The sequence below is a fragment of the Micromonospora sp. PTRAS2 genome (genome assembly GCF_054052245.1).
Genome location: NZ_JBSWBU010000004.1, coordinates 195958 through 218258, shown reverse-complemented (window position 1 = coordinate 218258; position 22301 = coordinate 195958). Strand labels below are relative to the sequence as shown.

The window sequence follows — 22301 nt, the reverse complement described above, 5'->3', positions numbered from 1 at the left end:
GGGGCGCGCCTCAGCGGAGACGGTAGACGGCCATCCGGGCGTTCGTGTAGCGCAGGTCGGCGAGCGTGCCCAGGGCCGGGGACTCCGGCGCGACCCGCCGGTCCACCACCAGCCAGCGCACGCCGTACGTGTCGCGCAGGTCGGCCAGCCCCTCGGCCGTGGGGGCGGTGAACGCGGCGTCGTTGGCGCGCAGCCGTCCGGCGTCCCAGAACGGGGCGTACGGGCCACCGGGCAGGCCCACCATCCGGGGCGCGAACGCCCACCCCTCCACCAGCACCGAGCGCTCCGTGTAGGCGCTGACCCAGAACGACCGGGCGTCGCACCAGCCGTTGACCACCGCCCGGCAGTGCGCGTTGGTGGCCACCACGTCGCCGGGCGCGCTGTGCTCCTGCACGTAGCGGGCCGCCGCCACCCGGGTCGCCGGCATCCGCTCCACCGGGTACGCCCCGCCGTTGGGGAACCGGTGCGCGGCGGCGGCGTCCAGCACCAGCCCCGGCGCGCCCGCGACCAGGGCGGCCGTGAGCAGCACCGCCCCGCCCCGGCCGGCGAGCCCCGGCCAGCGCCCGACCAGCGCCGGCCAGCACAGCCCGACCAGCAGCGCCACCGCCGCCAGCGCCGCCGCCCAGGTCAGCAGCGGCAGCACCGGCGCGTACGCCGGGGTCGACGGCGACGCCGCCGGACGCCACAGCTGGACGGCGGTCAGCAGCACGGCGAGCCCGGCCGCCCCCGCGCCGAGCAGCGCCCGGCCCCGCGCGCCCAGCGCGGCGGAGTCGACCAGCTCGGCCCAGCCCCACGCCGACAGGATCACCCCGAACGCGAAGCCGGCCCGGGTGAAGTACTGGTTGCTGCTGCCCGGGTGCCCCACCAGCAGGTAGATCGCCGGGCCGGCGAGCGCCCCGCCGAGCAGGAACACCTGCACCGGCTCCAGCCGCCAGCGGCGCAGCCGCAGCAGCGCCACCGCCCCGGCCAGCCGGAGCTGGAGGTTGAGCAGGAACGCGACGAACACCGCCACCCACAGCAGCGCGGTCGTCCCCGCCGGCCGGCCCGTCCCGACGTACGGCCGCAGCCCCGAGAACGGGTCGACCGTCACCCCGTGGCTCTCGAACGCGAACAGCACGGCGGTGGCGAACAGCTGCGCGGCCAGCGCCAGCCCGGCCGCCGCCAGCACCGCCCGGGGCAGGGTGCGCCGGAACACCAGCGACACCGCCGCGGTGAACGCCAGCGCGGCCAGCACCACCGGCACCGAGCTGGCCTTCGCCCCGGTCGAGGCCGCCAGGAACAGCGCCGCGAGCACCCACGCGCCGCGCCCCAACGCCGGCACCGCCGAGCCCCGGGCCCGCCCGACCAGCTCGCCCAGCGCCGCCACCAGCGGCAGGAGCAACACCCAGCTGTACGTCATCGACGGGCTGCCCCACACGATGAACGTGGCCTGGGTGCCGAAGAGCTGGCGGATCCCGTTCTCGTAGCCGAACTCGCCGACGGTGAACATCAGCGCGGCGGCGGCCACCCCCGCGTACGGCCGGCCGGTGACCCGCCAGCCGACCACCGCCGCCAGCACGGCCGCGAGCGCGCAGAGCGTCGGCACGCCCAGCCGGAAGAACACCGTCGGCAGGTCCACGCCGCTGACCAGGCTGGCCGCCGCGAAGTGGGCGAAGCCGAACCAGTGGTAGTGCAGGGGCTCCCCGGCGACCTGCGGCACGTCCAGCGGCACCTGGTGGGTGGCCGCACCGGCGAGGGAGAGCTGGAACGCGAGGTCGATGTATTGTGCCTGCCCCTCGTCGGTGGGCAGCACCGGGTTGACCCGCAGGAACGACTCGTAGAGATAGAGGGTGAAGCCGGCGACGACCCCGGCGAGGGCCCAGGCCCAGCCCGTCGGCACCGGGGAGTGCCCGGTGGCCCGCCAGTGCCGGCGCAGCCCGGGCACGACGGCGAACGGCACGAGCACCGCCAGGGGCCACAGCCACAGCAGGTGGGGCAGGCCGGCGGCGGTGAACGCCGCCCACCCGGCCAGCTCCAGCACCAGGCCGACGGCCGCGCCGAACGCCACGTCCTCGACGAGGGTGTGCGGGCGGCGGCGCAGCGCGCGGAACACCAGCGTGCCGGGCAGCAGCACGGCCAGCAGCGCGTAACCGGTCCAGCGGGCCACGTCGGGCGCGGGGGTGCCGGTGGCCAGCAGCGCGGCGACGACGACGGCGTAGCCGGCGACGGCCGGGGCGTACCGCAGGGCGGCGGGACGCCGGGCGGGCCCGCTGCCGGCCGCGCCGCCGGACGCGGGGTCGACGGTCGCGCGGTCGGCGGTCGCGTCGCGGCGGGGGCCGGCCGGGTCGGTGCCGCCGGAGGCGAGCGCGGTCACCGGAGGCTGTCGGCCAGCTCGGCGGTGCCGCCGGCCGCCGGCCCGTCGGCGTCGGCCGCGCCCGGCCCGCCGGTGTCGCTCGCCACGAAGTACGCCGGGCGGCCCTGCACGGCCGTGTAGATCCGGGCCACGTACTCGCCGAGCAGGCCGAGGCAGAGCAGCTGCACCGCGCCGAGGAAGAGGATCGCCACGTACAGCGAGGGCCAGCCGGTGACCGTGGAGCCGGCCAGCCAGGCGGCGACGGCGACCACCACCAGCACCCCGCACACGGCCACCCCGACCAGCCCCAGCCAGGTGGCCACGCGCAGCGGCGCGGCGGAGAAGCTGGTAACGCTCTCGGCGGCCAGCCCGGCCATCCGGGACAGCGGGTACTTGGTGCGGCCGGCGGCCCGTTCCTCGCGCTGGTAGGTGACCTCCCCGCTGGGGAAGCCCAGCCACGGCACCACCAGCCGCAGCACGGGGCTGCGCTCGGGCAGCTCCCGCAGGGCCTCCACGGCCGCCCGGCTGAGCAGCCGGAAGTCGCCGGCCTGGGCGGGCACCTGCTTGCCGACCAGGCGACGCATCAGCCGGTAGTAGCCGGCGGCGGTCCACCGCTTGAAGCGGGTGTCGCGGCTGCGGTCGGCGCGCACCCCGTACACGATGTCGAGGCCGTCGGCGCGGGCCCGGCGCAGCATCTCGGCGACGGTCTCGGGCGGGTCCTGGAGGTCGGCGTCGAGGCTGACCACCCACCGGCCCCGGGCCCGCAGCACCCCGGCGACCAGGGCCGCCTGGTGGCCGCTGTTGCGGCGCAGCCGCAGCACCCGCAGCTGCGGCCAGCGGGCGCGCAGCCCGGCCAGGCCGGCGGAGGTGCCGTCGGTGCTGCCGTCGTCGACCACCAGCACCTCGTACGGCTCGCCGAGCGCGTCAAGGACGGCCCGCAGCCGCGGGGCGAACAGCGGCAGCACGCTCTCCTCGTTGAACATCGGCACCACGACCGACAGCGCCGGCTCCGGTCGCGTCACGGGGCTCGCCTCCGTCTCGTCTGCGGCGCTCGGACAGCCGCACGCTACCAGCCGGGCCCGGCCCGCAAGGCCCGCGCGCGCCGACCTGCGACCGCCGGCCCGGGTCAGTTTCCGCAGGTCGTCGCGGGCAGCCCCGACACCGGCACCGGGGAGCGGCCGGTCGGGCGGGCCCGGCCCGCGAGCACGTTCGCCAGCGCGGTCATCGACGCGGCGCTGGAGGAGTACGTGGCCAGCAGCGTCGGCGACTTCGCCTTCGCCAGCACGTACGGGGTGTCCATCGCCACGGTCACCGCCGCGTCGGCGGCGAGGTCGCCGCTGCCGTCGCCGTACCCGACGAGGTGGACCCGGGTGCCGCCGCTCGGCACCACCTTCACCCCGGCGGCGGTGAGCGCCTGCGTCAACAGGTCGCGGGTCTTCTCCCGGCCGCCGGAGGAGGTGACCGTGACGGGGCCGGCGACCCCCTTCGTGCAGGAGCCGCGCAGCACGGTGACCGCGCCGGCGGCGAGCGCCTCGGCGGCCTTGCGGTGCTCCGGGTCGTTCAGGGTGGACATCGCCGGGGCGGGCGTGCCGGCCAGGGTGAACTTCATGGTCAGCACCCGGGTCGCCGCCTCGACCAGCCGGGCCCGGGGCAGCGAGCCGTCGCGCAGGGCGGCGAGCAGCCCGTCGTACGCCTGGGTGACGTTGGGCGGCATCAGGATCAGGTCGTTGCCGGCCTTGAGCGCCCGCACCGCCGCCTCCCCCGGCGACCAGCGCTTGGCGGGGGCCATGTTCATGCCGTCGGTGATCACCACGCCCTTGAAGCCGAGCTGGCCGCGCAGCACGCCGGTGAGGACCTTGTGGGAGAACGTCGCCGGGGTGCCCGGGTCGACGGCGGTGACGTCGAGGTGGGCGGACATCACGGCGAGGGCACCGGCATCGATGCCGGCGGAGAACGGTGGGAACGCCGTCGAGTCGAGGACCTTGCGGCTCTGGCCGATCACCGGCAGCTCCTCGTGGGAGTCGGCGGCGCTCAGGCCGTGGCCCGGGAAGTGCTTGACGCTGGCCGCCACCCCGGCGCCCTGCAACCCGCGCACCGCGCCGGCCACCTGCGCCGAGGCGCGCTTCGGGTCCGCGCCGAACGACCGGGAGCCGATCACCGTGCTGCGGGTGACCAGCACGTCGGCGACGGGGGCGAAGTCGAGGTTGATCCCCATCGCGGCCAGTTCCTGGCCGGCGGCCCGCCAGGCGGCCTCGGTCAGCGCCGGGTCCCCGGCCGCACCGGCGGCCAGCGGGCTGGGCAGCAGGGTGACCCCGTCGGTGATCCGGGTGACCACCCCGTACTCCTGGTCGGTGCCGATCAGCAGCGGGGCCGCGCCGGCGGGCAGCTTCCCGGCCGCGTCGCGCAGCCCGGTGGTCAGCTCGCGGACCTGCTGCGGGTTGTCGACGTTGGTGGTCTCCTGGTTGCCGGAGGTCGGGTCGTCGGCGCTGAAGCCGACCAGGATGAGCCCGCCCAGCCGGTACTTCGCCACCATCTCGGCCGGGGTGTCCACCCCGGCGAGGGCCCGGTTGCCGGCGGCGGAGCCGGTGGAGACCTTCGTGGCGTTGTCGCCGTACGCGTAGGGCATGAGGACCTGGCCGACCAGGTCCTCGTCGGCGAGGGTGCCGACCAGGGCGGCGGCGCGGGCGGCCGGGTCGGCGGTCGCGGTCGGCGCGCCCGACGGGGTCGGGTCGGCCGCGGCGGGGCTGGCCGACGGGGCGGGGCGGGGCCGGTCCGGCTCCCCCGTGCACCCGGTGAGCAGCACGGCGGTCAGGGCGGCGAGCGCGACGCCGGCACGTCGCGGGGAGTTCGACACGCGGTCCATCCCACCAGTTCACCCCTTATCGGGGCAACTCGGCCCGGTCAAGCCGCCGCGCCGACACCGTGGCGACCGGCCGCATCCGGGCGGGGAGGCGGCCGGGGCGACCCTCAGCCGACGCGGGTGAGCAGCGTCACCGGCGCGCCGTCGCCCGCGTACCGGTAGGGCTCCAGCTCGGCGTCCCAGGCCGTGCCGAGCGCCTTGTCGAGCGCGTGCGCGAGGGCTTCGGGGGCCCGCGCGGCGGCCATGATGCCGCGCAGCCGGTCCTCGCCGAGCTGGATGTCGCCGGCCGCGCCGACGGTCGCCCGGAACAGGCCCCGCCCCGGAACGTACATGAAGCGTTCGCCGTCGACGCCCGCGCTCGGTTCCTCGGTCACCTCGAAACGGATCATGGGCCACTGCCGGAGGGCAGCAGCCAGCTCGGCGCCCGTCCCCGGGCGACCGGTCCACCCGCACTCGGCCCGGCGGGCGCCGGGATCGACGGGCTGGGCCGTCCACTGCAGGTTGACCGGCGCGGCAAGGACGCGCGCGATCGCCCACTCGACGTGTGAGCACACGGCGAGCGGGGTCGAGTGGACGTATACGACGCCACGCGTTGGCACGGTGACCTCCCGGAGAGCGAGGTGCGTCTTCCCCTACGACCTCGACACCCGAGTGGCTGTTGAAACACATGATGACTGGTGGGGCGGATGGTGCGCCAGGGAATCGGAAAATTCGCCGCCCCGGACGGGGACGGAATGCCCGGCCGGCGGCCTCGGTTGTGCCCTCCGACAGTCGCGGTGACCAGCCAGGCATCGTGGTCGTGTACAGTTCTCTCGGCGGCTTGTGCCGCGCACATCTTCGGCGGGGCGAGGCTCTTCCCGGGCGTCCCCCGTCACAGCCCCCGGACGTTCCCCGTCCTCCCGTACGTCTCCAAGGAGTACCTCCGTGGCGAGCAACACCTCTAAGACCGCGCGCGCGTCAGTCCGGGCCGGCCAGGCTGGCCAGGGTGGGGCCCTCAGCGTGCTGGGCGAGTTCAAGTACCTGATCCCGCTCAACGGCGGCAAGCACGCCTACGTGCGGAACCTGACCAACGGCAAGACCGCGCACCTGCGCACCGACTCCGACGCCTTCGTCGAGGAGATCCGGGTGCTGGCCGCCGCCGGCCACGCCGCCAAGATCCGGGCCGAGCTGAACAGCCTCGCGGCCGCCCACCCCGACCACGGCTGGGACGCCACCGAGAAGCGCCTCGCCGAGGCCGGTGTCTTCGGCGGCTGAGCCCGCCGCGACACCCGCTCGACCGCTTCACCTGCGACAACCGCTTCACCTGCGCCACCGCGAACCGCCCGCCGGGCCACCCGGCGGGCGGTTCGCCGTCTGCACCCCGCTCCCGCGCCCCTCCGGGCCGTCGAAGGTGAGAAGGGGACCCTTCTCTACCGCAGGCGTTAAGAAGGGGCCCTTCCTTGCACAGGGTTGGCGTGGTGTCATGGCGGGTAGTCGGTTTGTTACTGCTGGGTCACCCGGCGGTGAAGTTTCCGTGGCGGCCCGAGGGGAGGCGGCGATGCCGGAACACGTGGAGGTGCGGCTCACGGACGACGTGCGCCTGCACGTCGAGACGTCCGGGCCGGCCGACGCCGACGTCACCGCCGTCCTGCTGCACGGCTGGACGCTGGACGGGCGCAGCTGGCACCGGCAGCTCGCCGAGCTGCGCGAGCGCTTCGGCGACCGGGTCCGGGTGGTCACGTACGACGCCCGGGGGCACGGCCGGTCCGGCTGCATGGCGCTGCGCACCGCCACCCTGGCCCAGCTCGGCGACGACCTGGCCGCCGTGCTCGACGCCGTCGCGCCGGCCGGGCCGGTGGTGCTGGTCGGGCACTCGATGGGCGGCATGACGATCATGGAGTACGCGCACCGGCACCCCGGCCACTTCGCCGCCCGCACGGCGGGGCTGGTGTTCGTCTCGACCACCGCCGAGGGGCACACCCACACCGTCTACGGCCTCTCCCCCCGCATCGCCCGGCTGATCCGGCTGGCCGAGACCACGGGCGCGGGGGTGCTGGCCCGCTGCGGCGCGTGGCGTCCGCCCCGGGCGCTGCTGCGCGCCCTGCGGCCCAGCATCCGCTGGATGCTCTTCGGCGACCGCTGCGACCCGACCGACATCCGGCTGGTCACCTCGGCGGTGGCCCGGGCCACGCTGCGCTCGATCGGCGGGTTCCGGGCGTCGATCGGGGCCCAGCACCGGCTGGACACCCTCGCGGCGCTGGCCCACCTGCCGGCGGCGGCGCTGGTCGGCGACCGGGACCGGCTCACCCCGCCGCCGTGCGCCGAGTCGATCGCGGCGGCCCTGCCGGCGACGGAGCTGACGGTCTGCCCGGGCGCCGGGCACATGCTGATGATGGAGCGGCCCGAGCAGGTGAACGCGGCCCTGGCCGGGGTGCTGGGCCGGGTGCTGGCGGGCGCGCCGGAGGCGTCCGCGCCGCGCTGACCGGGGGCCCCGACGGGGCCTGACCGGGGCCGCGGCGGCGCCGACCGGGGGACCCGCGCCGGCCGCCCGGGACGTGGGGTGGATCGCGGCGGCGGCATGGCCCCGCGAAGCCGTCAGCTGCTGGCCGTACCCTCACCCGGTCACCCCGGCGCGCCGCCGCGCCCCTGGCGCGGCCGACGCCGCCGTCTGCGAGGAGCCCGTACGTTGACCGACCGCACGACCCTGGAGCAGGAGATCGCCGCCGAGCAGCGGCACCTCGACCGGGTGTACGCCCGCCTCGCCGAGCTGCGCCGCTTTGCCGCGCAGGCCGAGAAGGACGGCTACCGCCTGGCCCGGGTGGGCAACTTCGGGGCGCTCGTCGAGCGGGACGCGATGGTCTTCCACGCCGCCCAGCGCCGGCACGTGCTCGATGCCGAGCACGAGGGGCTGGTCTTCGGCCGGCTGGACCTGCGCGAGGGGCAGGTGCTGCACGTGGGGCGGCTCGGGGTGCGCGGCGAGGACGCCGAGACCCTGGTCGTGGACTGGCGGGCCCCGGCCGCCGCCGCCTTCTACCAGGCGACGCCCGCCCAGCCGCTGGGCGTGGTGCGGCGGCGCACGATCTCCTCGTCGGCGGAGCGGGTGACCCGGATCGAGGACGACCTGCTGGATCCGGCGGCGGCCCCACCGGACATGGCGGTGGTGGGCGACGGAGGGCTGCTGGCGACCCTGTCCCGGGCCACGGGCCGGGGGATGCGGGACATCGTGGCCACGATCCAGCGCGAGCAGGACGAGGCGATCCGCTCCCCCGCCTCCGGGGTCACGATCGTCTCGGGCGGGCCGGGCACGGGCAAGACGGCGGTGGCCCTGCACCGGGCGGCGTACCTGCTCTATTCCGACCGCAGCCGCTACGCGGGCGGCGGCATCCTGGTGGTGGGCCCGTCGGCGGTGTTCGTGGAGTACATCGCCTCGGTGCTGCCGTCGCTGGGCGAGGAGACGGCGACGTTGCGCTCGCTGGGGTCGATGTTCCCGGGGATGGGCGCGACGCGCACCGACCCGCCGGAGGTGGCGGCGGTGAAGGGTTCCCTGCGGATGCGCCGGGTGCTGGAGCGGGCGGTGCGGGACGCGGTGCCGGGCGGGCCGGGCGAGTTGCGCCTGCTCTACCGGGGTGAGCTGCTGCGGCTCGACCGCCGGGAGCTCGACGGCATCCGGGACCGGGCGCTGGGCCGGGGGGCCCGCCGCAACGAGTCGCGCCGGGCGGGCTTCGACGGGGTGTTCGCGGCGCTGTGGGCGCAGGCCCGGCGGCTGGGCATCGGCCGGTTGCCGGAGCAGCGCGCGTTCGAGGACGAGATCGCCGAGCGGCCCGAGTTCCGCGAGTTCCTCAAGGCGTGGTGGCCGCGGCTGCACCCCCGGCACGTGCTGGGCTGGCTGGCCCGCCCCGACCGGCTGCGGCGATACGCCGCCGGGGTGCTGTCCCGGGCGGAGGTGGGCCTGCTCGTCGAGGCGTACCGGGCGCTGGACGTCGAGGGGCTCACGATCGCCGACATCGCCCTGCTCGACGAGCTGGACGCGCTGCTGGGCAAGCCGCTGCAGCCGAAGCGGGCGAAGCGCGACCCGTTCCAGCTCGCCGGGGGCGTACGCGAGCTGAGCACGCATGCCGACCGGCAGCGCGCGGCGCGGGAGGCGGCCCGGGAGCGGCCCGAGGACTACCGCGACTTCGCGCACGTGGTGGTCGACGAGGCGCAGGACGTGTCGCCGATGCAGTGGCGGATGATCGGCCGGCGGGGCCGGTTGGCGTCCTGGACGGTGGTGGGCGACCCGGCGCAGACCGCGTGGACGGGGGACCCGGAGGAGCTGACCCGGGCCCGGGACGCGGCGCTGGGCCGCCGCCGGCGGCACCAGTTCGAGCTGACCACCAACTACCGCAACTCGGCGGAGATCTTCGCGGTGGCGGCGGCGGAGATCCGCCGGCTCTACCCGGACCTGGCGCTGCCCCGGGCGGTGCGGTCCACCGGCGTGGCCCCGGTCGAGCTGACCGTGCCGGCGGCCGAGCTGGCGGCGGCGACCGTCGCGGCGGTCGGCGACCTGCTCGGCGAGGTGGAGGGCACGGTCGGGGTGATCACGCCGGTGCCGCGCCGCGACGAGGTGGCGGGCTGGCTGGCGGGCCGGGCCGCGCCGCGCCTGCAGGTGGTGACCAGCCTCCAGGCCAAGGGCATGGAGTACGACGGCGTGGTGCTGGTCGCCCCGGGCGAGATCCGGGCCGACCCGGGGTCGGGCGTGCGGACGCTGTACGTGGCGCTGTCCCGGGCGACCCAGCGCCTCGTCACCATCGAACCCACGGGCTGATCCGGCGCCCGGCCGTTCCTCGGCCGGACCGCTGTCGATCACTTGCACATATTGCGATGTGAGCATAGATTGGGCCGGGCGGGGATCACGGACGGAGGGTGTGGGCGTGGGCGCAGGTCATGACCACCACCACGGGGCGGCGAACGCGGCGGACCGCCACTCGGGTCGACTCTGGGCGGCGTTCGCGCTGCTCGCCGCGCTGATGATCGTCGAGGCGGTGACCGCGCTCGGCACCGGCTCGCTGGCGCTGCTCTCCGACGCCGGGCACATGTTCACCGACGTGCTCGGCATCGGCATGGCGCTCGCCGCGATCACCGCCACCCGGCGGGCCACCGCCGACCCGCAGCGCACGTTCGGGCTCTACCGGCTGGAGGTGCTCGCCGCGCTCGGCAACGCCCTGCTGCTCAGCGGCGTCGCCGTCTACGTCCTCGTCGAGGCCGTCCGCCGCTTCGGCGACCCGCCCGAGGTCACCACCGGCCCGATGCTCGTGGTGGCGGTGCTGGGCCTGCTCGCCAACGTCGCCGCGTTCGCCCTGCTGCGCAGCGGGGCGAAGGAGAGCATCAACCTGCGCGGGGCGTACCTGGAGGTGCTGGGCGACCTGCTCGGGTCGGTCGGCGTGATCGGCGCGGCGGCGCTGATCATGGCCACCGGCTGGTGGTGGGCGGACCCGGCGGTGGCCGTCGCGATCGGCGTGTTCATCCTGCCCCGCACCTGGCGGCTCGGGCGGGCCGCGGTGCGCATCCTGGTGCAGGCCGCGCCGGAGCACCTCCAGGTGACCGCCGTGCACGACCGGCTGGCCGCCGTGCCCGGCGTGGTCGAGGTGCACGACCTGCACGTCTGGACGCTGACCTCCGGCATGGAGGTCGCCTCGGCCCACCTGACCATGGCGCCCGGCGCGGAGGTCGGCGCGGTGCTGACCGCCGCCCGCACGGCCCTGCACGAGGACTTCCACATCGAGCACGCCACCTTGCAGGTCGAGCCGGGAGCCGCCCGCGACGGCTGCGGGCCGGCCGGCTGGTGAGACCGAGGCTCATCAATTTTCGCGATATTCGTGGCCGAATGACTGACTTGACAGGCTTCATCCGCGTACCCTCCGTCACGGAAGCAGCGCTGGTCCCACGCGCACCGGTAGGCTCGGCCCCGGCCATCGCCGGGCGGCGCCCTCCGGCGCCTGTGGTGGCCGCCGCCTAATCGCCTGCGGGCGAGCCGGGGAACCATGTTTGTGGGGTGCATCCGCTCCAGCGGTAGGGATCTTCCGTCCCGAACCCGTCAGCTAACCCGGTCGGCGGCTGACGGAAGGACATGCATATGCCAGTAGTGGCACCTGTAGGAAGGATCGCTGCCCGGGTGGCGGCGGCGCTGGTGCTGACGCTCGCCGTCGGCCTCGGGGCCGCGCCGGTGACGCCGGCCGGGGCCGCGCCGCCCGTCGGCCTGCTCGCCGCCGCACCCGGCGACGACGAGGAGGGCGGCACGCCCGCCCTGCGCGCCCAGCTCGAGGCGGCGAGCAAGGGCTACCTGGAGGCCAAGACCGCCCTCGACCGGTCGGTGAAGCGGCAGCAGCAGCTCGGCGGCCAGCTCAAGACGGTCGAGGCCGAGCTGGTCACCCGCGGCACCAAGGTCGGCGAGATCGCCGGGGTGGCGTACAAGAAGGGCCGGCTCACCGCCGCCTCGGTGCTGCTCGACAGCAGCTCCCCCGAGGGGTTCCTGGACCGGGCCGCCGCGCTCGACACGATCGCCGCGAACGAGGACCGGGCGCTGCGCGAGCTGCTGACCACCCGGGACGAGGCGACGAAGACCCGGCAGGCGCTCGACGGCGAGATCCGCGAGCAGCGCAAGCAGGTCGCGCTGATGGGCAAGCGCAAGGAGCAGGCCGAGCGGGCGCTGACCGTGGCCAACAACAAGGCCAGCAGCAGCGGCGGCGGGTCCAGCCCGGGCGGCACCTCCAGCGCGAACGCCACCCCCGCGAAGCGCAACTCCGACGGCTCCTGGCCGGCGGAGTCGTGCAGCGTCAACGACCCCACCCCCGCCAACGGCTGCATCACCCCGCGCACCCTGCACGCGCTCAACCAGGCCAAGGCCGCCGGCTTCACCCGGTACGTCTCCTGCTACCGGCCCGGCGGCTCCGGCGAGCACCCGAAGGGGCGGGCCTGCGACTTCGCCGCGCAGAAGGGCGGCTTCGGCGGCGTGGCCAGCGGCGGGGACCGCACCTACGGCAACAACCTGGCGGCGTACTTCGTGCGCAACGCCGACCGGCTCGCCGTGCTGTACGTGATCTGGTTCAAGCAGATCTGGCTGCCCAGCAGCGGCTGGAAGGCGTACAGCGGCGGAAACGGGGACCCGTCCAGCGACCACACCAACCACGTGCACCTGTCGGTGATCTGACCCGCGCCCGCCCCGGCGGCCCTCCCCCGACGGGACGGTCGCCGGGGCGCTACGCCGCCCGGCCGAGCACCTCGCCGAGCCGGCGGGCCAGCCCGAGGTGCGCCGAGCGGGCCTGCCGGAAGGCGTACGCGAACAGCGGCGTCGGTGCGACCAGGGTGATCTCCACGTCGACGCGGACGAGGCCGTCCGGCTCGTCGCGCAGCCGGGTGTGGTTACGCACCGTCGTGGCCGGCCGCTGCCGGGCCACCGTGACGATCTCGTCGTCGGTCACCACGAGCACGTCCGCCTGGTACGTCACGCCGAAGCGCACCGGCCCGGCGGCGAGCTGGTCGGTGATCGCGTAGCTGGCCAGGGCTCCCGGTCGGGACGACAGCCGGCGCACCCGCGTGATCAACGGATGCAGCTCGGTCTGCCGGGCGGGATCGCTGAGCAGCGCCACCGCCTCCGCCCGCGAGCAGCGGGCCTGGACCGAGTACTGGAAGCTGTCGCGCCGGGGCATCCGTCGATCGTCCCCCACCCGGGGGCGTGGGGGAAGGGTCGAAGGCCCCGGCGCGTGGACCAGCGCGGGCGGCCGCGTCAGGCGCCGGGCAGCACCTCAGGGGTGGCCGTGCCCGCGAGGTAGGGCTCCGGGGCACCGAAGAGCCCGAGCAGGCCGGTCACCCAGAGCTGCCGGTGCACGAACCGGCTCGGCTCGGTGACGACCAACTTCACCCCGCTGACCTCGGCGGTCTGGAAGCCGGCCACCATCGCGCTGATGCCGACCGAGTCGATGAAGGTGACGAGACGCATGTTCAGCTCGATGCGGGCGGGCCGCCCCTTGGTGAGCACCTCGGCGATGGCTTCACGCACCTCGTACGCGGTGTCGACGTCGATCTCACCGCGCGGGGCGATCTCGATGACACCACCGGAAAGAACCGACTTCACGATCGACAGGCTCACGCGAGCACCTCCACTCGCCCGTTGACGGGCGCCTCATCAGTACGCGGGCCGCGACCGAGAGTATTCCTCCGATGGCCTCGGTCGCCACCCCTCGGGATGAGCAATTCGTGGATCAGGGCAAAACACGTTGCCCTTATCCGGACTTTTCAGATCCTGTTTGCCGCACGACCGGCCCGGGGGCCGGTGTCGCCGACCCAGGGTAGCGGTCCCCTCCGACCTTTGCGCGCACCCCGCTCCCCGGGCGTGTGCCCACCCGGCCGCCACCGGCGGGACCCGCCACCGTTGCCCGCCCCGCCTAGCATCGGCGACGTCCACACCCGTAGCTCGGAAGGGACCACCCCATGATCCGGAGACTGGCCGGCCTGGCCGGCGTCGGCGCGCTGCTCGCACTCATGCTGGCCTGCGGCTTCGGCGGCGCCGGGGACGACGACGATGACGACGACGACGACTTCGCCCGGGGCGCGGCGGTGGTGTCCGTACGCTGAGGGCACGGCCGGCGCGCCGGGGGTTTGCGGTGGCGTCGGGTGGGGCACTGCCCCGGTGGGCGGACCGCGCCGGGGCGGACCCCGGGCGACCGCCCACCGGACCCACGCCGCAGTCCGAAGTGGCCGCAAGCTTCGGCACCCGAGGAGGTAGCACGATGTTCGGAACCAACCTGCTGGAGCGCCGCAGCAAGCCCGAGCGGATAGCGGACCAGGCGTGGCAGCACCTGGCCTCCGCCGTCGCCTCCGCCGGGGACAGCGTCCGCGACACCGCCCGCTCCGCCCGGCGCAGCGGCTCGGGCCTCGCCGACGAGGCGGGTGACCTGGTCGGCTCGGCGGCCGACGAGGCGCGCCGCCGGGCGGTGCTGGCCTTCGACGCGCTCGCCGGTCGCCGGCCCGCCCTGCCCTGGGCGCTGCTGATCGGGGCCGCCCTGGCCGGCGCGGCGATCGGCTGGGCCGCCGGTTCGGCGGCGCGCGCCGCCGGGCGCCGGGGCGAGCGCGACGTCGAGGAGATCGAGTTCGTCGACGTCGACCGGCCCAACTCCCCGGTCGGCCTGGACGGCTGAGCCCTGGGCGGCTGGGCCCTGGCGGGCTGAGCATCCCCGGCCGGCCGTCGCCGGCCCTTCGAGACGCGAACCGGGCCGGCCTCCGTGCGGGGAGGCCGGCCCGGCGTTTCGGGACCGCGCGGGGCGGTCAGTGTGCGGTCAGTTGGCCGTGCAGGTCAGGATCGCCGGGGTCGAGTTGGCTCCGGTCCCGCTGGCGACGAAGCCGAAGGTGGTGCTGCCGCCGACGGGCAGCGTCCCGTTCCAGCCCGCGTCCCGCACCACGACCTGCGCCCCGGTCTGGGTGTAGGTGCCGCCCCAGAGCTGGGTGATCTGCTGGCCGCCGGGGAAGTTCCAGACCACACCCCAGAAGCTCTTCGCCGAGCCGCTGTTGTTCTTCACGGTCACCTCGCCCTGGAAGCCACCGGACCAGGAGGTGGTCACCTTGTACGTCGCCGAGCAGGCCCCGGCCGGCACGGGCGTGCCCGTCGGGGTGGCCGGCGGCGTCGTGGCCGGGGGCGTGGTCGCCGGAGGCGTGGTCGCCGGAGGCGTGGTGGCCGGGGGCGTCGTCGCGGGCGGCGTGGTCGCCGGCGGGGTGGTCGCCGGGGGCGTCGTGGCCGGCGGGGTGGTGGCGCCGCCGAGCCGGTCGGCGACGATGATGCCCCGCCCGTTGGTGCCCAGGTAGGCCCGCCCGTAGACGCGCGGGTCGCCGGTCAGGGCCTCGCCCGCGTTGCCGTACTGGTGCTTGTCGTCGTTGATCCGGACCCAGGCCGCGCCGGTGTTGTCCGACCGGAACAGGCCGGCCTGCCCGTCGACGGTGCCGAAGACGAACAGCGCCGGGTACGTCTGCCCGGGGGCCGCCTTGCCGAAGCCCACGTTCACCGCCGACGACACGCCGGCCTGCTTGGCGAAGGTGGCCCCGGAGTCGGTCGAGCGCCACAGCCCGCCCTCGCCGGCCAGCCAGATGTCGCCCTCCTTGCCGGGCAGCGCCTTGAACTTGACGTTCCCGGTGCTCGGCAGCCCGGTGGCCGAAGACGCGGTGAAGCTCGCCCCGCCGTTGGTGCTGACGTAGAACTTGCCGCCGGAGAAGCCGTAGAACTTGTTCTTGTTGACCCGGTCGGACTCGACGACGGCGTTGGCCGGGATCCCGGTCGCCGCGGTCCACGAGTTGCCGAAGCCCACCGAGCGGACGACCTGCTGGCCGGCGTCGCCCGGCGACCAGACGAACTGGCTGCCGTCGGCGGACGCGGCGACGGTGCCGCCGTTGTTGATCCCGCCCGGCTCGCTGCCCTGGAACCAGTTGGCCCCGCCGTCGGTGGAGAACGCGACGTGGCTGTCGTTGGGGCGGTCGGCGTCGGTGAAGTTGCCGGCCCGCACCATCGTCGCCGGGTTGGTCTCGGCGTAGTCGATGCTGGTGGTGCTGGTGAAGACCGGCTGGCTGAAGATCTTCGCCGGCACCGCGTCGAGGTCGGTGTGCCGGAAGCCGCCGAGGTCACCGAGCGCGCTGACCAGCGGGGCCCCGGTGGGCGGGCTGATCAGGTCGAGCACGGCGGTCTCCTCCAGGCCCTTGACCATCGGCTTGATGGTGAGCTGGCCGCCGGTGTCCCACTTGGTCAGGTCGGTGCTGCCGTAGATGGTCGCGCCGGTGCCGTACATGAACCGGTTGGAGTCGTGCGGGTCGATCTCGACCGACTCGTTCATCCAGCCCAGCTTCGGCGTCTCCTCCGGCGGGGCCGGGTTCGTGCCGAAGGTCAGCCACGGCACCGAGGAGATGTCCATGGTGTACTTCTTGCTGCGGTCCGGGTAGCTGGTGAACTCCCAGATCCGGGACCAGGTCGCGCCCCCGTCGGTGCTGCGCCAGAAGATCGCGTCCGGCCACCAGGAGATCTGAGTGGCCACCATCAGGGTGTTCGGCTTCTGCCGGTCGATGGTCAGGCCGGAGTAGCCGAAGTACGCGTCGGAGCTCGACGACGGGATCGGGCTGATCTGCGTCCACGCGCCGGTGGCCCGGTTGAACTTCCACACGTCGCCCTTGGCGCCGTCGTACGGGCCGCCGGTGTCGCTGGTGGCGATGTAGAGGTAGCCGCCCACCGGGTCCACGACGCCCTTGTGGGCGAGGTAGCCGGTCGGCTGGCCGGGGATCCGCTCCCAGGTGGTGCCGCCGTTGGTGCTGCGGTAGACCGGGTTGGCCTTGTCGGCCACGCCGACGTAGATCGTCTGGGTGGTGTTGCCGGCCGTGCCCGTGCTCTTGTCGAACGACACCCAGGTCAGGCCCTGGTTCTGGCTCTGGTAGCCGGTGGTGTCGTTCGGGTCGGCCTGGTAGTTGCCGACGTTGGGGAAGTTCGCGACCTTGGCCCAGGTCGCCCCGTAGTCGGTGCTGCGCCACAGGCCGTTGCCGCCCTCGGCGCCGTAGTAGATCGTGCTGTTCTTGTTCGGGTCGACGGCGAGCCGTTCACCCATGCCCCGGCCGGGCATGTTGCCGCCGTTCTTGAACGGCAGCTCGGTGACCTGCCAGGTCGCGCCCTTGTCCGACGAGCGCAGGATCGCGCCCTTGTTCGGGTCCCAGTCGTTGGTGTACATGCCGACGGCGGCGTACACCCGGTTGGTCTGCACCGGGTCGGTGGCGACGCTGACCACGCCGTTGTAGCCCCACTTGTCCGCGCCGACCCAGTCCAGCAGCGGCGTCCAGGACTGGCTGGCCTGCTCCCAGCGGTACAGTCCGCCGATGTCGGTGCGGGCGTAGATCAGGTTCTTCTCGGTGGGGTTGTAGACGATGCCGGGGACGAAGCCGCCACCGTCGATCCGTACGTTCTTGAAGGAGTACGGCTCCGAGGCGGCCGCGACCGCCTCGGTGGACGGGGCGACGGTGAACTGAACGGCCACGACTGCCGTGGCAGCGGCCAGCACGGTGGTGACCGCGCCGACGAGACCTCTCCGCATCTGCGGTTTCCTCTCGGGGATGCCCGTGGTGGTGGGACGAGCACGACGTCGGCGGTCGACGGACGACCGTGCCCAGGCCCGACGTCGGGGCGCGGGAAGCCTGCCCTGGCTTCCCACCGGCGCGCGTGGCTCCCGCTGCCGAGGAAGGCATTCACGGTAACCTCTACCGGGCCGAGTTAGGAAGCACTCCCAACAAACTCGCCCGGCCGGCGGGCCGGCGGCGGCCGATCAGTCGAGGTGGTAGACGTACCCGTCGCCGACGGCCTCGCGCCGCACGCCCAGCCCGTCCACCGGCCGGGTCTCCGCGCCCTGCCACGGCGTGCCCGCCGTGTACGCCGGCAGCACCACCACCGTGCGCACCCCGACCCCCCGCAGGTACGCCACCGACGCGGCGTCCGGGAAGCCCGCGCTCGCCGCCCGGATCTCCTGCTGCTTCGCCGGGACGAACGACGCCAGCCCGTTGACGATCTTCGGGAAGCCGTCGGTGGACCAGAGCATCACGTGGAACTCCCGGATGCCGTCGCTGGGCAGCACCAACGCCGGTCCCTGCAGCCCGTGCATCGCCGCCGGCGCGACCGGGGCCGGCACGTGCGGGGTCCGGTTGACGCCCTCGGCGAGCACCAGCAGCACCGGCAGCACCAGCACGAGCCGCCCCCAGCGCCGCCACCCGCCGCCGGACCCGCCCGCCTGCTCCGACGCCGCCTCCGGCTCCGACGCCGCGTCCGGGCCCGGCTCGCGGGACGGCTGCTCCGCGTCGCCCACCGTCAGCGCCCCGGCGGCCAGGACGCCCAGCAGCAGCGTCGTCCACAGCACCAGCCGGCCCGGGGTGCGCACGCCGTCCCAGCCCGGCACGTGCTCCACCAGCGTGACGTACCCCGGGTCGCCGTCCCCGCCCAGCGTGCTGCCGGCGGCCAGCGCCACGGTCACCAGCACCCCGACGGCCAGCGCCACCCGGTGCCGCACCCGCCACGCCGACACGAACAGGCCGGCGGCGGCCAGCCCGATCAGCACCATCCCGGGCAGCAGCGTCATCTCCCCGGCGAAGCTCAGCGAGGCCCGCGCCGTCTCGTGCCGCTCCCCCCACAGCCACGACTCCGGCGGCGCGGTGAGGAACCCGCGCAGCGGCGGGGAGAACATCGCGATCTGCTCGACCGTGCGCCGGCCGTCCGGGTGCCGGGCCACCACCTCGAAGTAGGGCGCGGCCATCAGCAGGGTCACCCCGGCGAAGAACACCCCGCCGGCCAGGTCCGCCACCAGCAGCCGGCGGCCGAACACCGGCCGCTGCCGACGCCGCCACCACGACCAGCCGTACCCGCCGGCCGCGCCGAGGCAGAGCAGCGCCAGCGCGTACGCGAAGGGCAGGCCGATGCCGAAGCCGAGGCTGACCTGCCAGGCGGCGACCGCCCAGCCGGCCCCCGCCCAGCCCGGGCGCACCCGCTCGGGGCGGTAGCCGTGCCGCAGCGACCAGCCGTGGCCCCGGGCCAGCATGGCCAGCGCCAGGGCGATCCCGCCGATGCTGAGCACGTGCAGGTGCCCGGCCTGGGCCAGCTTCCACGGCGCGTACGCGAAGGACGCCCCGGCCACCGCCGCGCCCGCCCAACCCGCGCCGAGCTGCCGCGACAGCGCGTACGCGCCGACGAAGGCGAGCGCGTGCACCAGCACGTACAGCAGGTTGTAGCGGGCCACGGCGGCGACCGGCCCGTCGCCGAAGAACCCGAACGGGGCGTAGCCGAGCAGCGTGTCCGAGTACGCGTACGTGTACGGCTCCGGCCAGAACGTGTTGGAGTGCCAGAGCTGCGTCGGGTTGGTGAGCACCGCGTGCCCGCCCCAGGCGACCTGCCACGCCTGCAACGTGGGGTCGCCGACGTCCTGCGGGATGGTGCCGGTGAGGTCGCGCACCGTCGGCCAGGTCAGCACCACGGCCAGCACCAGCGACCCGAGCACCGCGAGGGTCCACTCGTGCCGGGCGAACCGGGCGAGCCGGTCGGCGACCGCCCGCCCCCGACCGGCGGTCGCCGGTGGCCCGGCGACGTCGACCGGTGCCGCCTCGCCAACCTCACCCATCGCCTGCTCCCCGCTCCCGACGGTCAACGCCGCCCCAGATCGTGCCGGACCGCGCGCCGTCTTGTCGACCACCATCACTGTAAGGAAGGGCCCCCTGTTAACGCTTTCTGCATAGGAAGGGCCCCCTCCTAACCGCCGGCCCCGAGGCCGGTGGGTCGGGGGCGGCGGGGGCGGTGGGGGTGGGCCGTCAGATCAGGTGCAGCTCGCGGGCGCGGCGGACGGCCTCCCGGCGGCGGGTCGCGTCCAGCTTGCGGTAGATGTTGCGCACGTGCGTCTTGACGGTGTTCACCGACAGGGACAGCTCGGCGGCGATCTCCACGTTGGACAGGATGCTCTGCAGGTAGCGCAGGATGGTCAGCTCCCGCTCGGTCAGCGGCTCGTCCAGCTCCCGGCCCGGCTCGGTGCCCGGCCGCGCGGTCGGCTCCTGCGCCACCCGGACCAGGTCGCTCACCGTCGGCCAGTGCGCCGTGCCGGAGTCCAGGTGCGCGGCGAGCAGGTCCCGCACCCCGGGCTCGGCGCGGGTGAACGGGCGGCGGAACCCCTCGGCGGCGGCCAGCTCCAGGACCCGCTCCAGCGTCCGCCCGGCCCGCCGGGCGTCCCCGGCCTGCCCGGCGAGCACCGCGTCGAGCAGGCCGGCGTCGAGGCGTACCGGCAGCGGCCAGGCGGCGGCCTCCGGGCCGTCCCAGGGCGGCAGGGCGCGGGCGGCGGCGGCCGGGTCACCGGCGCGCACCCCGACCCGGGCCAGGGCCACGGCGGGCGCACCGGTCGGCCCGGCCGGCGTGCCGGCCAGCAGCTCCCGGGCGGCACCGGGGTCGCCGTGCGCGGCCCGCAGGTCCGCCTCGGCGGCCAGCAGCCAGGCGGCCAGCTCCCCCGCGCCACCGCCCCGCCCCGGCCCCGGCCCCGGCCCCGGTGGACCATCCTCGGCCCGCGCGGGCCCGTCGCCGGCCGCCAGCGGCGCCAGGGCGTCCCGGGCCGCCGACAGCAGGCGCAGGCCGGCGGCCGGTTCGCCGCGGTCGCGCAGCAGCGTCGCCCGGCACAGCGCGGCGAGCGCCGCCACCGCCGGCTCGTCGGCGGTCGGGCCGGCCAGCGCCAGGTGCGCCTCCGCGTCGTCGGGGAGGTCCCGGTGCAGCGCGACGACGGCCAGCGCCAGGTGGGCGTACGCGCAGTCGGTGCGGCAGGACCAGCCCTGACAGGGCGGCATCGCCAGGGCCTCCCCTGCGGCCCGCTCGGCCGCCCGCAGCTCGCCGAGGGCCGCGTGCAGCAGGGCGGAGCGGCTCACGCAGAGCAGCTCGGTGCGGGCCCGACCGGCCGCCCGGGCCGCCGCGAGCGCGGCGTCGAACTCGGCCGCCGCGCCGCGCAGGTCGCCGCCGGAGAGCGCGACCAGGCCGAGGGCCGCCCCGGCCACCGCCGCCACGTCGGCGTCGTCGGCGGCCCCGGCGCGCGGGTCGTCCGCCGGCCCCCCGGGGGTACGCGTGGCGAGCAGGCGCGACGCCGCCCGGCGTACCTCGTCGTGATCGCCGGTCAACCGGGCGAGGGTGACCTCCACGGCGACGGCCAGCCGGCGGAACCGGTCCCGGCGCGGCACGGGCAGCGACCGGGCGTGCCCGGCGGCCCGGCGCAGCTGCGCGGCGGCGGCGTCGGCGTCGCCCGCGTGGGCCCGTTCGGCGGCGGCGGCCAGCGCCAGCTCCGGGTCCCGCCGGACCTCGGCCTCCGGTGGCGCGGCGGGGACGGGCCCGCCCGCCCCCTCGTCGTCGTACGGCACGAGTTCCGGCCAGCCGGTGACCAGCAGCTCGGTGGCCGCGTCCCAGCGACCGGCGGCGAGGGCGTGCCGCAGCGCCTCGGCGGGGCGGGCATGCCTGGCGTACCAGTCGGCCGCCCGCCGGTGCAGGTCCCGGCGTTCCTCGGCGGTCAGCTCGCCCAGCTCGGCGCGGAGCAGGTCGGCCAGCAGCGGATGGCAGCGGTACCAGGGGGGCCGGCTGTCGTCGCGGTCCACGAAACCGCCGGCCGTGGCCAGCGCGGTCAGCGCCCGCTCGGCGTCGCGGCGGCCCGTCAGCGCGTCGACCAGGTCGGCGCTGACGGCGTCGGCCACCGCGCCCCGGCGCAGCGCGTCGCGGGCCGCGTCGTCGAGCGGGGCGAGCACCTCCGCGCGCAGGTAGCCGGCCACGTCCGGCTGGTCGCCGCCGAACTGCTCCAGCCAGCGCACCGGGTCCGGCCGGTCCCGGGCGGCCAGCGCGGCCAGCCGCAGCCCGGCCGGCCAGCCGCCGGTACGCGCGCGCAGCCGGGGCACCGCCGCGGCCGGCAGGAACACGCCGTGCGCGACGAGCAGGTCGGCCACCTCGTCGTCGGTGCAGGCCAGCTCGGCGGGGCCCACGGTGGTCAGCTCACCGGCGAGCCGCAGCCGGTGCAGCCCCGCCGGCAGGTCGGTGCGGGCCCCGGCCACCACCCGCAGCCGCCCCTCGGTGTGGCGGAGCAGGAACTCCAGCCCGGTCAGCGCCGCCGGATCGGCGACCCGGTGCACGTCGTCGAGGACCAGCAGCACCGGGCGCTCCCGGGCGGCGAGCGCGGCGGCCAGCAGTTCCAGCCGGTCGGGCCGGGGCGGGTCCCCGGGCGGCCCGCCGGGCGCGTGCGGGCGCAGGGCCGCCGTCAGGTACGACCAGAGCCGCGCCCCCGTGTCGCCCGCCTCGACCGACACCCACGCCGGTGCCGGCTCGACGGTCCGGGCCCACGATCCGAGCAGCGTGGTCTTGCCCCAGCCGGCGGGCGCGGTGACCAGGGTGAGCGCCCCGGCGGCGCCCTCGTCCAGCCGGCGCAGCAGGCGGGGCCGGACCAGCACCGGCTCGGGCAGCGGGGGCGGCGCGAGCCGGGACGCCAGCAGCGGCGCCGCGTCCTCCGCGGCGGGAACGGGGTCGACCCCGGCCGCCACCCTCGCCCCGGCCACCTCGTGCTGCGTCATGCGGCACCCCCACGCCACGCGTCC

16 protein-coding genes and 1 riboswitch are annotated in these 22301 nt (G+C 75.8%); of the genes, 7 read left to right on the top strand and 9 right to left on the bottom strand.

The genetic code is table 11. From position 1 onward, the window contains the following. Nucleotides 1–10 precede the first annotated feature (10 nt). The 4 genes from ACVMYR_RS15945 to ACVMYR_RS15930 all read right to left on the bottom strand — a co-directional run bounded on the left by ACVMYR_RS15945 (nucleotide 11) and on the right by ACVMYR_RS15930 (nucleotide 5791). Nucleotides 11–2353, bottom strand: a complete 2343-nt coding sequence (locus tag ACVMYR_RS15945; protein ID WP_457122129.1) for a hypothetical protein — start codon at nucleotides 2351–2353, stop codon at nucleotides 11–13. Beyond that, complete coding sequence (locus tag ACVMYR_RS15940; RefSeq protein ID WP_396787744.1) at nucleotides 2350–3354, bottom strand: glycosyltransferase family 2 protein; 1005 nt, start codon at nucleotides 3352–3354, stop codon at nucleotides 2350–2352. The genes ACVMYR_RS15945 and ACVMYR_RS15940 overlap by 4 nt, the downstream gene beginning before the upstream one ends. 104 nt (nucleotides 3355–3458) lie before the next feature. Next, nucleotides 3459–5195 carry a glycoside hydrolase family 3 protein gene (locus tag ACVMYR_RS15935; protein WP_457122128.1) on the bottom strand — a complete coding sequence of 579 codons (1737 nt, stop codon included), beginning with the start codon at nucleotides 5193–5195 and terminating at the stop codon, nucleotides 3459–3461. Nucleotides 5196–5299: 104 nt separating this feature from the next. After that, nucleotides 5300–5791, bottom strand: coding sequence for a DUF3145 domain-containing protein (locus ACVMYR_RS15930; protein WP_043966937.1), 492 nt, complete (start codon nucleotides 5789–5791; stop codon nucleotides 5300–5302). Between the two features lie 325 nt (nucleotides 5792–6116). Here ACVMYR_RS15930 and ACVMYR_RS15925 point away from each other — a divergent pair, with 325 nt between their 5' ends. From ACVMYR_RS15925 to ACVMYR_RS15905, 5 genes are all read left to right on the top strand, one after another. Beyond that, a complete protein-coding gene (locus ACVMYR_RS15925; protein ID WP_074474676.1) occupies nucleotides 6117–6446 on the top strand; it encodes a hypothetical protein in 330 nt (109 codons plus the stop codon). A gap of 283 nt (nucleotides 6447–6729) precedes the next feature. Continuing rightward, complete coding sequence (locus ACVMYR_RS15920; RefSeq protein ID WP_043966933.1) at nucleotides 6730–7653, top strand: alpha/beta fold hydrolase; 924 nt, start codon at nucleotides 6730–6732, stop codon at nucleotides 7651–7653. Between the two features lie 204 nt (nucleotides 7654–7857). Beyond that, nucleotides 7858–9975 (top strand): HelD family protein, encoded by a 2118-nt coding sequence (locus ACVMYR_RS15915; protein ID WP_457122127.1) that lies wholly within the window; start codon nucleotides 7858–7860, stop codon nucleotides 9973–9975. A gap of 106 nt (nucleotides 9976–10081) precedes the next feature. After that, the gene (locus ACVMYR_RS15910) at nucleotides 10082–10996 is read left to right on the top strand and encodes a cation diffusion facilitator family transporter (protein ID WP_043969258.1); all 915 of its coding nucleotides are present in this window, start codon (nucleotides 10082–10084) and stop codon (nucleotides 10994–10996) included. 153 nt (nucleotides 10997–11149) lie between these two features. Further along, nucleotides 11150–11279, top strand: a riboswitch (cyclic di-AMP (ydaO/yuaA leader). Nucleotides 11280–11283: 4 nt separating this feature from the next. Continuing rightward, on the top strand, nucleotides 11284–12357 hold the full coding sequence (locus ACVMYR_RS15905) for a coiled-coil domain-containing protein (protein ID WP_457122126.1): 1074 nt from the start codon (nucleotides 11284–11286) through the stop codon (nucleotides 12355–12357). Between the two features lie 49 nt (nucleotides 12358–12406). On the opposite strand, the gene ACVMYR_RS15900 is transcribed toward ACVMYR_RS15905, so the two are convergent. Together ACVMYR_RS15900 and ACVMYR_RS15895 are read right to left on the bottom strand one after the other, a co-directional pair. Further along, nucleotides 12407–12856, bottom strand: coding sequence for an SRPBCC family protein (locus tag ACVMYR_RS15900; protein WP_077938850.1), 450 nt, complete (start codon nucleotides 12854–12856; stop codon nucleotides 12407–12409). A 77-nt stretch (nucleotides 12857–12933) separates the two neighbouring features. Then, nucleotides 12934–13296, bottom strand: a complete 363-nt coding sequence (locus tag ACVMYR_RS15895; RefSeq protein WP_043966924.1) for an STAS domain-containing protein — start codon at nucleotides 13294–13296, stop codon at nucleotides 12934–12936. 341 nt (nucleotides 13297–13637) lie between these two features. On the opposite strand from ACVMYR_RS15895, the gene ACVMYR_RS15890 reads away from it, so the two are divergent. Together ACVMYR_RS15890 and ACVMYR_RS15885 are read left to right on the top strand one after the other, a co-directional pair. Further along, on the top strand, nucleotides 13638–13781 hold the full coding sequence (locus ACVMYR_RS15890) for a hypothetical protein (RefSeq protein WP_158229444.1): 144 nt from the start codon (nucleotides 13638–13640) through the stop codon (nucleotides 13779–13781). A gap of 155 nt (nucleotides 13782–13936) precedes the next feature. Next, on the top strand, nucleotides 13937–14344 hold the full coding sequence (locus ACVMYR_RS15885; RefSeq protein ID WP_077938849.1) for a hypothetical protein: 408 nt from the start codon (nucleotides 13937–13939) through the stop codon (nucleotides 14342–14344). Between the two features lie 138 nt (nucleotides 14345–14482). On the opposite strand, the gene ACVMYR_RS15880 is transcribed toward ACVMYR_RS15885, so the two are convergent. The 3 genes from ACVMYR_RS15880 to ACVMYR_RS15870 form a co-directional block, all read right to left on the bottom strand. Then, nucleotides 14483–17260, bottom strand: a complete 2778-nt coding sequence (locus ACVMYR_RS15880) for a cellulose binding domain-containing protein (RefSeq protein WP_457122125.1) — start codon at nucleotides 17258–17260, stop codon at nucleotides 14483–14485. 228 nt (nucleotides 17261–17488) lie between these two features. Beyond that, nucleotides 17489–19324, bottom strand: a complete 1836-nt coding sequence (locus ACVMYR_RS15875) for a hypothetical protein (RefSeq protein ID WP_457122124.1) — start codon at nucleotides 19322–19324, stop codon at nucleotides 17489–17491. Between the two features lie 187 nt (nucleotides 19325–19511). Further along, entirely contained in the window at nucleotides 19512–22277 is a 2766-nt protein-coding gene (locus tag ACVMYR_RS15870; protein WP_457122123.1) for a LuxR C-terminal-related transcriptional regulator, read from the bottom strand. Nucleotides 22278–22301: the final 24 nt, after the last annotated feature.

What these genes read in the sequence shown, in the direction of transcription:
- ACVMYR_RS15935 (WP_457122128.1), bottom strand. Translation starts at nt 5,195, where the DNA reads ATGGACCGCGTGTCGAACTCCCCGCGACGTGCCGGCGTCGCGCTCGCC.
- ACVMYR_RS15920 (WP_043966933.1), top strand. Translation starts at nt 6,730, where the DNA reads ATGCCGGAACACGTGGAGGTGCGGCTCACGGACGACGTGCGCCTGCAC.
- ACVMYR_RS15905 (WP_457122126.1), top strand. Translation starts at nt 11,284, where the DNA reads ATGCCAGTAGTGGCACCTGTAGGAAGGATCGCTGCCCGGGTGGCGGCG.
- ACVMYR_RS15900 (WP_077938850.1), bottom strand. Translation starts at nt 12,856, where the DNA reads ATGCCCCGGCGCGACAGCTTCCAGTACTCGGTCCAGGCCCGCTGCTCG.
- ACVMYR_RS15890 (WP_158229444.1), top strand. Translation starts at nt 13,638, where the DNA reads ATGATCCGGAGACTGGCCGGCCTGGCCGGCGTCGGCGCGCTGCTCGCA.
- ACVMYR_RS15885 (WP_077938849.1), top strand. Translation starts at nt 13,937, where the DNA reads ATGTTCGGAACCAACCTGCTGGAGCGCCGCAGCAAGCCCGAGCGGATA.
- ACVMYR_RS15880 (WP_457122125.1), bottom strand. Translation starts at nt 17,260, where the DNA reads ATGCGGAGAGGTCTCGTCGGCGCGGTCACCACCGTGCTGGCCGCTGCC.
- ACVMYR_RS15875 (WP_457122124.1), bottom strand. Translation starts at nt 19,324, where the DNA reads ATGGGTGAGGTTGGCGAGGCGGCACCGGTCGACGTCGCCGGGCCACCG.
- ACVMYR_RS15870 (WP_457122123.1), bottom strand. Translation starts at nt 22,277, where the DNA reads ATGACGCAGCACGAGGTGGCCGGGGCGAGGGTGGCGGCCGGGGTCGAC.